This is a genomic window from Pseudarthrobacter sulfonivorans, from assembly GCF_014712225.1.
Lineage (GTDB): Bacteria > Actinomycetota > Actinomycetes > Actinomycetales > Micrococcaceae > Arthrobacter > Arthrobacter sulfonivorans.
Window position 1 is genome coordinate 358,095 of record NZ_JACXBW010000002.1, and the last position, 9,394, is coordinate 367,488.

Genomic DNA, 9,394 nt, shown 5'->3' on the forward strand with positions numbered 1-9,394 from the left:
CAGGGGCCTTTCGCCTTAGCTGAGATAGCCGTTCGGGTTGAGGACGTACTTCGTGGCTGCACCGGCGTCGAATTCGGCATAGCCCCTCGGAGCGTCTTCAAGGCTGATCGCCTTCGCGTTGACGTTCTTGGCGATGTTCACCTTGTCGTTCAGGATGGCCATCATCAGCTGGCGGTTGTACTTCATCACCGGGCACTGGCCGGTAGTGAAGCTGAGCGACTTCGCCCAGCCCGTGCCGAGGCTCAGGCTGAGGGAACCGGTCTTGGCAGCCTCGTCGATTCCGCCCGGATCGCCGGTGACGTACAGCCCCGGAATGCCCAGGGCGCCGCCGGCCGCGGTGATCTCCATCAGCGAGTTCAGCACCGTGGCGGGTGCTTCCTTCGCGTCGTGGCCGTGGCCGCGCGCCTCGAAGCCCACGGCATCGACGCCGCAGTCCACCTCCGGTACACCCAGGATCTGCTCGATCTGCTCCGCCGGGCCGCCCTTGGTGAGGTCGACCGTTTCGCAGCCAAAGCTGCGCGCCCTCGCCAGCCGGTCCTCGTTGAGGTCCCCCACAATCACGACGGCGGCACCGAGCAAATGCGCGCTCGTGGCCGCTGCGAGGCCAACCGGACCCGCGCCGGCCACATACACCGTGGAACCGACGCCCACCCCGGCGGAAACCGCCCCGTGGAAGCCGGTGGGGAAAATGTCCGACAGCATGGTCAGGTCCATCATCTTCTCCAGGGCCTGGTCCTTGTCCGGGAACTTCAGCAGGTTCCAGTCCGCGTAGGGAACCAGGACGTAGTTGGCCTGGCCACCGACCCAGCCGCCCATGTCCACGTATCCATAGGCACTGCCCGGCCGGTCCGGATTCACGTTCAGGCAGATGCCCGTTTTACGTTCCTTGCAGTTCCGGCACCGGCCGCAGGAGATGTTGAACGGCACCGAACAGATGTCCCCCACTTTGATGAACTCGACGCCGGGCCCCACTTCAACCACCTCGCCCGTGATCTCGTGCCCGAGCACCAGGTTGGCCGGCGCCGTGGTGCGCCCGCGGACCATGTGCTGGTCAGAACCGCAGATGTTAGTGGCCACGGTCCTCAGGATGACCCCGTGCGGTACGGCACGCCCGACGTTCGCCGGGTTGACGCCCGGACCGTCCTTGAGTTCGAAGGTTGGATAGTCGATGTCGATCACCTCGACCTTGCCGGGCTCCTTGTAGGCAACGGCTTTGTTCCCTGTCATCATGCTCTCCTCTTGTCAGCGCAGCGCTCCCGGTAGGGGCGCGGCGGATCATAAAGTGTTGCGATGGACCTCCGGGTGCAGGGGCTGCCCACGTCCTGAGCAGCTGGATGTCTTCCTGCCGTCGGAGGTCTGGCCAGTCTAGGCATGCCCCTCAGAAAGGGCCATAGCCCGCGCCCCCTTTCTCCTCCCCCGCTACGGGTGCGCCACCCTTGAGGGGTTCTTCGGTCTGGAGAAGCCGCCGGATGATCTGACCTCCGCAGCGCCCGTTAGCGCCCGGCGCCTCCGCCCAGCACCACGTTCACGGGTTCCTTGCCAGCCTGCAGCAGCCCGATCTGCTTGCGGATGAGCCGCGCCATCCGGGGCAGCATGGCCGTGCTGGCGCCGCCAACGTGAGGCGTGATCAGCACGCCCGGCACGGTCCACAAGGGATGGTCCTGCGGCAACGGTTCCGGGTCCGTTACGTCCAGGGCAGCCCGCAGCCGGCCCGTTGACGTCTCCCGGAGCAGGGCGTCCGTGTCCGCCACCGGACCGCGTGCGATGTTCACCAGCAGCGCACCGTCCGGCATTGCCGCCAGGAACTTGCCATCCACCAGGTGCCGGGTCTGCTCGTCCAGGGGAACGCTGACCACCACGATGTCGTGCAGCGGCAGTTGCTCGTACAGGGAATCAATCCCGTAAATTTTGCCGCCTTCATCGTCCCGGGCCCGGCTGGCAAGCCGCGTCACCTCAGTTTCGAACGGCAGCAGCCGGGCCTCAATGGCCTTCCCCACTCCTCCATAGCCCACCAGGAGCACCCGCCGGTCCGCCAGGCTGGGGCGCTGCCCGTGGTCCCAGGTTCCCGTCGCCGCATTCCGCGCAAACTCCGCGATCCCCCGCTGGCTGGCGATGATCATGCCCACCGCAAGTTCCGCCGTCGATGTCTCATGCACTCCCGCAGCGTTGGCAAAACGGCACCCGGCGGGAAGAACCGCCGCGACGCCGTCGTACCCAATCGCCTGGCTCTGCACCAGCCCCACTTCGATGCCGGCGAGCGCCGTGAGTGCGTCCGGCTTCCCCATGTAGGGCGGCACCACCAGGTCGAACTGGTCCGCCGGCGCATCGCCGGTCAGGTCCCACAGGAACAGTTCGACGGCGGCGGGCGGCTCCACCGCGTCCGCCAGCTCCTGGCTGGGCAGGCTCACCCGTAGGTTCCGTATCGCAATCAAACCGGACATGCGGGCTCCTTCTCTCGACTCCCTGACAGTTAACCAGCTTTGCCTCCGGCAGCGGCTGATTCTGCACCGTCATTCGGGCAACCCGCCGCGAGGGTAGACCCGTTCGTTGACACTCCCTGGCGGCGGGCATGTACTTGAATTGGCGCCTCATCCAGGAGCCAAAACCACGAAGCGGCCCACGCTTCCGTGCGGCCGCCCGAGTAGAAATGGAGGTCGAAAATGGGACAGGCACGCGAGGTCATGGACCGCGCAACAGATGCCATGAATGCACGCGACAAAGAGGCGCTGGCGGCGTGCTACGCCGACGACGCCGTGGCCTTTACCCCCGACGAGGGCGAGATCACCGGGCGCGACCGGGTCACCGGCTACCTTTTCCAGCTCTGGGACGCCATGCCGGACCTCAGCTATGAGTCCAGGGAAAAATACGAAACCGGCAACGTGGCGATCGATGAAGGCGTCGTCACCGGCACCAACACCGGGGCGATGAAGATGGCCACCGGAGAGACCTTGCAGCCCACGGGAAAGAAGGTGACGGTCCGAAGTTGCGACATCATCCATGTCGAAGCAGGAGTCATCAAAACCCACCACTTCTACTTCGACCAGCTGGATTTCATGGGGCAGCTCGGACTGCTTCCTGAATCAATGACAAGGCACATGTCCAGCCACTGAAGGACGCTGGAACCGGCTGGCGGGCACCGGCGGCGTTGCCCGCCAGCCGCCGCTCGTCGTCGAATATCACTCACGCGCGCCGGGGGTCACCCAGCCCGCCTTGGCCAGCCAGTCGGTCAGGATCGGCAGAACCACAGCGCTGTGCATCGCACCCATATGGTCAAAGCCCGGCAGGATCCGGACGTCCCACCCTGCCTCGGCGAGCGCACCCTGATGCCTTGCCAGCGGCTCCCCGATGGCCACCCGCACGCCTCCCCAAACCGGTTTGTAGTCGATGTGATCCTCGGCGCCGGCGAATGCGAGGCAATGCAGGTCTGCCGGGAGCCGGCGCGGCGCAGGCTCGTCCGCCCCCAGCCGGTCACTCCACAGCACAGCGCCGCCGTCGTCGAAGTCTTGCAGTGTTTCGTACAGGGTGACGAACTGCTGGGTCTGCGCCTCGGTGGTCTGTACCGACGCCGAGTCCCAGTCGCCCGGCTCCGGTTCCGGCAAGGGGCCTGCCGGTTCGGCGGCTGCCTGCATGGAGAAGGCGTGCGCTGCCCGCGTGACGGCGAGCATGCTCCGGTACGGACCTTCCACCGGTGGGAAGCCGCCCATGGCCAGCGCCCGGAGCCGGTCAGTGCGGAGTGCGAGCTGCAGGCCGCTGAGGGCCAGCCAGGAGTAGCCGTAGTAGGCAAAACGGTCCACGGCGGCGGCATCGGCAATGGCCAGGAAATCCTTCGTGAGGTTCTCCGGGGTGAGGGTCTGCGGCGCCGGATTGGCCATCCGGTGTGCTTCGTAATCGGCTGCAATCACGCGGTTGGCGCGGGCCAGCCCGTTGACGAGGTTTGGGCCGAGGTCCGGGTCTGCTCCCCACTGGCGCAGCGTCTCCGCCTCCGCCGCTGTGTGGGTCGCCAGGCTCACGGGCAGCAGGATGGCGGGACCGTCACCTTGGATGGTGACGGTGATGATGGAGCCGTCGTGGAGTACGGCTTCGGCATGAGCCATGGGCTCCCCTTCCCTAAGCCTTCAGACCCTTTGCATAGGCGGCCTGGCCTACGTGCTGGAGGCAGTCGGCAATGGTGCTGACCAACCGAACGCCGAGGGTGACCGGCGGGTCCCAGCGCTTGTCAACGATCCGATCCAGGTCCTGGTCGGTGAGCGTGTTTACAAACTCCACCGTCTGACGGTGGACGGCGTTGTAGTACTCCAGCAGCAGTTCAGGCGCCGCCTGCACGGCGTCGACCTGGTGGCTGGAGTGACCGTAACCCGTGTCGCGCTCTGTCAGGGGCAGACCGAAACGGCCGGCGAAGTCCTGCGACGTCCACACCTGGTCCAAGCCTGCGGCAGAGGCTACTTGCGCGTCCGCCACCCGGCCGAGGTGCCAGATCAGCCATGCGATCGAGTTCCCGGTTCCCGCCGGCCGCCGGGCCAGGGACCCGTCGTCGAGCCCTTCAAGCGTGGCCTCCACGTTTTCCCGGACCCGGCCGAAGGCGTCCAGCAGCACTTCGTTGGATTTCATCAGGTCTCCCTCAATCCGACATTCCCGCTAAGCCCCCATGCTTACACGCGCGCGCCACCTGCGGATAGACGGGGTGCGTCCCATGCCGGGACAGCCTTGACGCCGTGCACGCCGAAGGCCAGCATGTGAATCGCGGTGGCTCCCTCCCCGCTCCCCCAATCGGGCCGGCCAGCCTGAAAGGAATTGGCATGAGAAAAGTGACCGTCACCAACAACATCTCGCTGGACGGCGTGATGCAGGCACCAGGCCGTCCGGACGAGGATACCCGCGGAGGCTTCCAGCGCGGTGGCTGGGCGCTGCCCTACAACGACCCCGTCATGGGACGCGTGATGGGAGAGGGGATGGCGCACACTGGTGCCCTGTTGCTGGGACGGCGCACCTACGAGGACTTCGCTGGCTACTGGCCGCACCAAAAGGACAATCCCTTCACCGAGGTCCTGGACAACGTCCCAAAGTACGTTGCCTCGAGAACGTTGACCGAACCCCTGACCTGGCAGAACTCAACGCTGCTCCACGGGGACGCCGCCGAGGCAGTGGCCGCCCTCAAGAGCGAGCCAGGGCCCGACATCGCCATTCTGGGCAGCGGGGAGCTGATCCAGTCGCTGAGGCGCCGCAACCTGATCGACGAATACGTGTTGCTGATCCACCCGCTGCTCCTCGGTTCCGGGCGGCGCCTCTTCCCGGACGGCGGCCCATCGTCGGAGCTTCGGCTCACCAGCAGTGTGATCACCAGCACCGGCGTGGTCATCGCGACCTACCAGGCAGCCTGAGTGGCGCCGGCACTGGATCCCAGCCCGCCTCTTTCGGCCGGGGCGTTGGCGCCCACGGGTGCCCTAAGCCCTGCCGCCTGCCTTCGGTGTCTCGGCCGAACGGGCTAGGGCGGTTTCCCACCCGGCGCCGAACGGGCCGCCCCGTGCTAGCGGCAGGGGCGGCCCGTGGCTGGCGTTCTCAGGTCCGGCGGCTACTTCGCGCGCTGGGAGAGGACGAGAATGTTTCCTTCACTGTCCAGGAACCACGCGGCCTTCCCCCAGTCATTGGTGGCCACGCCGTTCTCCGTCTTCAACCCGGGCATGTCGTAGTCCTCAAAAACCACGCCGCGGCCGCGCAGTTCCTCCATCTCCCGCTCCAGATTGTCTGTTTCCCAGCCCATCTGGGTGTTCTTGGCTGACCCGGCATTCTCGGTCTCGTAGACGAGGAAGCTCGTTCCCTTTCCGCCGCTGAACAGCAAGCTGCCGTCCCCAGAGACGTCGGAGGACTCCAGTCCCAGCTTGTCCCGATAGAATTCCTTCGCCCTGTTGAGGTCCTTCGCGGGAAGGACAGCCATGATCTCTGAATCGTTGAGCATGATGAATTCCTTTGTGCATTGTTTCTGCATGATGGCGATGACCCCTGGGGTGCCGTCCCGGGACGTCTCTGTCCGGGGCCGCGTGGCCGCCCGTCCGCCAAGTGCTCAAACGGCCACCTGGGACTCTGCCACGCCCCGCCAGCCATCATTGGCGCGAGGGTCCCCGAAGGTTATGTGGCCATTATCGAACGAACCGGGACAGACCGAAATACCCTAGTTTGAGCCGCCCCCTTTGCAGGGGTGTAGCGGTAGAGCGGAGCGGGATAATGAAACCATGAGCAACCAGGACCCGGACCTCTGGGAGGAATTCGACAAGGTCAAGCCCGCCCGCCCGGACAGCGTGCCCGGCCGTCCAGGCGGCGAACCGGCGGGCTTCGGCTTCAGCACGGGCGTGCGCAGCGCGAAGGTCGCCCTCGGATTCGCCGTGTACGCGCTGGCGCTCGGAACCACGCTGGTGCTCACCGGCACGGTCGTTTTCATCGCCCAACGCCAGTGGCTGCTGCTGGGACTGATGGTCCTCATCGAAGCAGTGTTCGTCTACGGATTCATCCGGCTGGCGCGCCAGGCGCGCAACCGGCGTTCCGCCCGCTAGGACCTTGCTGCGCGGATCGCCCCACGGACCGCGGCGCCGAGGACGGCGATCACCGGGACCAGACAGACCAAGGTGACAACGGTGTTGGGCCGGAACTCCGCGCGGCCGCCGGCGTTCCCGTAGACACCAAGGGGCAGCACCACGCCACCGCCACCGCCGCCGCCGCCGGAGGCCCCGTCCCCGGCCTCGCCCCCGCCGCCGAACCCGAACGACACCAGGGCCACGGGGACGATTTCTTCCCCGCCGACATTGACGGGCTGGCCGTATGCCCTGGCTACGCCGACGTTCTTGAAGGTCTCCACAAAGGACGCAAAAGAATTGGACATGGCACCACCATAGGCGCGTGGTGCCCCGATCGCCACGGGTGAGCGCCCGAGCAGATCCTCGACAGCTAGAACCGGAAACGGCCCAGGGTCAGGCTTTGCCGGCTGTCGCGGCCGTGGACAGCGCCGCCAGCCCGCGCTCGAAATCGCCGCCCACCATCTTGTCCATGTTCACAACCAGGGCAAAAACCTTCGCCAGCCCTTTGTTCTCGCCGGTCATCCGCCACGTGACCCGGGTGCCGCCGTCGGCCGGTGCAAACGTGAACGAGGTGGGGTTCACTGCTTTGAACGGCTTCGTGAATTCGAGCCGCACCTTGATGCTCCCGGGAAAGTCCGACTCAACAATCTCCATGTTGCCGCTGCCGGCTTTGCGGTTGCCGCTCCAGGCGTAGCGGGCTCCGACGCCGGCATCGTTGCCCGCGTACGAACGGTCCATTTCCGGGTCGACGTTCTCCCAGGGCGACCATTTTGTCCACTCAAGAAAGCTGTTTACCAGCGGAAAAATCTCTTCCGGCGAGGCAGGAATGAAGGCGCTGCGGGTGACTTCGTAGGATGACATGCGGCCATCATAAGCGGGCAGGGGCGGGAATCCGCCAGACCCCGGCCGGACAATCCATGTTGTGTTCATTACCCGTTAACGCCGCCCGGGAGCTACTGCAATTGTTAGTCCGCGCGTTCCCGCCACATCAACGTCACGGCGAAGGCCGCCGCCGTGAGGATCAGCATGGTTACGGTCATCAGTCCCCAGCTTTGCTGGTCCACGCCGTCGGCTGCGAACACGCCGATCAGGACGGTGGCCGTGATGGCACCCAGGTAGCGGCACGTCTGGAAGATTCCGGCAGCAACGCCGCGTTCCTGCGGCCGGGTGGAGACGAACATGCCCTGGTTCGAAGCGATGCTCACGGCCCCGAACGGAACACCCATGAGGGCAGTAAGAACCAGGACCAACGGCATGGCCAGTGACTGGGTGAGGAGCCACATGAGGGCGGCCACCGCGGCAAGAAGTACGACGCCGGCAATCAGCACCCGCCGCACGCCGAACCTTCCCATCGCCCGGACTGCCCAGGGAGTGGCTACGACGGATGCGGCGGCCAGCGGCAGCATCAGCAGACCTACCAGGCCTGGTTCGTAGCCGCCTGACTCCTGCAGCAGCTGGGGCAGGCCGAAGAACGCAAAATAGTAGACGCTGTTGAACACGGCGAAGCCCACGTACACCAGCATCAGTGGCCGGTTCCTGCCGAGGAGCCGCAGGTCAAGGAACGGCGGGCTGAAACGCAGTTCACGCCAGGCAAACAGCGCCGCCGTCACGGCACCGGCGCCCAACAGCAGCCACCGGTACCCCGGCGCCACGTCGAGCAGAGCCATCATCACCAGCAGCAGGGAACTGACGAAGCCCAGGATTCCCGGGATATCCGAATCCCGCACCAGCGCGGCGAAGCTGCCGCGTTCCCGGGCCGCGTCGGCAGGAGCGGCCCGCCGTACGATCAGCAGCGCCGCCAACGCCAACGGCACGTTAATGAGGAACAGCGCCTCCCAGCCGACGAAGCCCACCAGCAGGCCACCGATGACCGGGCCCACGGCCGCCGCGGACGTGTTGGCCATCTGGATGTGCCCCAAGGGCCGGGAGGATCTGAGGCCGGCCGGCTGGGCGGTGCCGGACTGATGGACCATAACGCCCACCATCACCACCGCACTGGGGTAAGCCGCGGCGGTGCCCAACGCCATCACGGCCCGGGCCACACACAGCAGCGCGAAGTTCGGCGAAAAGGGCGCCAGGGCACAGGTCACGGCCACGAGTCCCATGCCGAGCGAAAACATCCGCCGCGGCCCGAACCTGTCCGCGAGCTTGCCCATCAGCGGCTGGCCGGCAGCGGAGCTGAGGTAGAAGGAGGTGATCACCCACGTGACCGTGGCGACGTCGAGCCCGAAGTCCGCGCGCAGCACCACCAGGGCGACAGCGATCATGGAGGAGTTCAGCGGGTTCAGCGCCGTGCCCAGGCTGAGGCCGGCGACAGCCAGCCGGGTCCGGGGTTGGTTGCTCACGGAAACAGTCTGCTCCACCAGCTGCTGGAAGCGCGATTTGATGACGGGCGCCGGACGGTCTCAGCCGGGAAGGACGTCAGGCCCGGGCAGCCAGTACTTTGTCCAGGAACTGCAGATGCGCGGGCGTGATGGCCACGGCACTTGCCTCATATTCCGGGTGCCTGGCGATGTAGCTCTTGATGAAAGGGCAGACCGGGACGATCCGCAGGCCCGCTGCCACTGTCTCATCCAGCGCCACTTGAGCCAGCCTGCCTGCCAGTCCCTGCCCCTCGTATTCCTCAGTGACCGTTGTGTGATAAAAAATCCGCTGCGACGGGACCTCGCCGTCGTACGCCTTGTACCAGGCCTTCCCAACCACTTTTCCGGTATCCCGGACCTCGAACCGCTCCCGGTCCGGATTGTTGCTGATGGTGATGTCGCTCAAGGGGATTCTCCTTCGCTGCTGGCTTTCCTCAACCCTAACGCCGCTGCGGGAACCTGTTG

12 protein-coding genes are annotated in these 9,394 nt (G+C 66.0%); 3 read left to right on the forward strand and 9 right to left on the reverse strand.

All coding sequences use genetic code 11. The features are described from left to right. Positions 1-15: 15 nt before the first annotated feature. Together fdhA and IAQ70_RS03995 are read right to left on the reverse strand one after the other, a co-directional pair. Positions 16-1,227 carry a formaldehyde dehydrogenase, glutathione-independent gene (gene fdhA / locus IAQ70_RS03990; RefSeq protein ID WP_190988019.1) on the reverse strand — a complete coding sequence of 404 codons (1,212 nt, stop codon included), beginning with the start codon at positions 1,225-1,227 and terminating at the stop codon, positions 16-18. A 266-nt stretch (positions 1,228-1,493) separates the two neighbouring features. Beyond that, the gene (locus IAQ70_RS03995; protein ID WP_190988020.1) at positions 1,494-2,441 is read right to left on the reverse strand and encodes a 2-hydroxyacid dehydrogenase; all 948 of its coding nucleotides are present in this window, start codon (positions 2,439-2,441) and stop codon (positions 1,494-1,496) included. Positions 2,442-2,660: 219 nt separating this feature from the next. Between IAQ70_RS03995 and IAQ70_RS04000 the strand changes: the two genes are divergently transcribed. Further along, positions 2,661-3,110 (forward strand): ester cyclase, encoded by a 450-nt coding sequence (locus IAQ70_RS04000; protein ID WP_190988021.1) that lies wholly within the window; start codon positions 2,661-2,663, stop codon positions 3,108-3,110. A gap of 66 nt (positions 3,111-3,176) precedes the next feature. Here IAQ70_RS04000 and IAQ70_RS04005 read toward each other — a convergent pair whose 3' ends face one another. Beyond that, the gene (locus IAQ70_RS04005; protein ID WP_190988022.1) at positions 3,177-4,094 is read right to left on the reverse strand and encodes an alpha/beta fold hydrolase; all 918 of its coding nucleotides are present in this window, start codon (positions 4,092-4,094) and stop codon (positions 3,177-3,179) included. Positions 4,095-4,107: 13 nt separating this feature from the next. Continuing rightward, a complete protein-coding gene (locus tag IAQ70_RS04010; RefSeq protein WP_190988023.1) occupies positions 4,108-4,608 on the reverse strand; it encodes a mycothiol transferase in 501 nt (166 codons plus the stop codon). A 188-nt stretch (positions 4,609-4,796) separates the two neighbouring features. Here IAQ70_RS04010 and IAQ70_RS04015 point away from each other — a divergent pair, with 188 nt between their 5' ends. Next, complete coding sequence (locus tag IAQ70_RS04015; RefSeq protein ID WP_190988024.1) at positions 4,797-5,378, forward strand: dihydrofolate reductase family protein; 582 nt, start codon at positions 4,797-4,799, stop codon at positions 5,376-5,378. 191 nt (positions 5,379-5,569) lie between these two features. Here IAQ70_RS04015 and IAQ70_RS04020 read toward each other — a convergent pair whose 3' ends face one another. Further along, positions 5,570-5,953: a VOC family protein gene (locus IAQ70_RS04020; RefSeq protein WP_190988025.1), complete on the reverse strand. Its 384-nt coding sequence runs from the start codon at positions 5,951-5,953 to the stop codon at positions 5,570-5,572. Between the two features lie 274 nt (positions 5,954-6,227). Between IAQ70_RS04020 and IAQ70_RS04025 the strand changes: the two genes are divergently transcribed. After that, the gene (locus tag IAQ70_RS04025; protein WP_190988026.1) at positions 6,228-6,545 is read left to right on the forward strand and encodes a hypothetical protein; all 318 of its coding nucleotides are present in this window, start codon (positions 6,228-6,230) and stop codon (positions 6,543-6,545) included. Here the strand turns inward: IAQ70_RS04025 and IAQ70_RS04030 are convergent. The 4 genes from IAQ70_RS04030 to IAQ70_RS04045 all read right to left on the reverse strand — a co-directional run bounded on the left by IAQ70_RS04030 (position 6,542) and on the right by IAQ70_RS04045 (position 9,335). Further along, positions 6,542-6,871: a hypothetical protein gene (locus IAQ70_RS04030; RefSeq protein WP_190988027.1), complete on the reverse strand. Its 330-nt coding sequence runs from the start codon at positions 6,869-6,871 to the stop codon at positions 6,542-6,544. The genes IAQ70_RS04025 and IAQ70_RS04030 overlap by 4 nt on opposite strands. An 88-nt stretch (positions 6,872-6,959) precedes the next feature. After that, complete coding sequence (locus IAQ70_RS04035) at positions 6,960-7,427, reverse strand: SRPBCC family protein (RefSeq protein ID WP_190988028.1); 468 nt, start codon at positions 7,425-7,427, stop codon at positions 6,960-6,962. A gap of 104 nt (positions 7,428-7,531) precedes the next feature. Then, positions 7,532-8,911, reverse strand: coding sequence for an MFS transporter (locus tag IAQ70_RS04040; RefSeq protein WP_190988029.1), 1,380 nt, complete (start codon positions 8,909-8,911; stop codon positions 7,532-7,534). A gap of 76 nt (positions 8,912-8,987) precedes the next feature. Beyond that, the gene (locus IAQ70_RS04045) at positions 8,988-9,335 is read right to left on the reverse strand and encodes a GNAT family N-acetyltransferase (RefSeq protein WP_190988030.1); all 348 of its coding nucleotides are present in this window, start codon (positions 9,333-9,335) and stop codon (positions 8,988-8,990) included. Positions 9,336-9,394 lie beyond the last annotated feature (59 nt).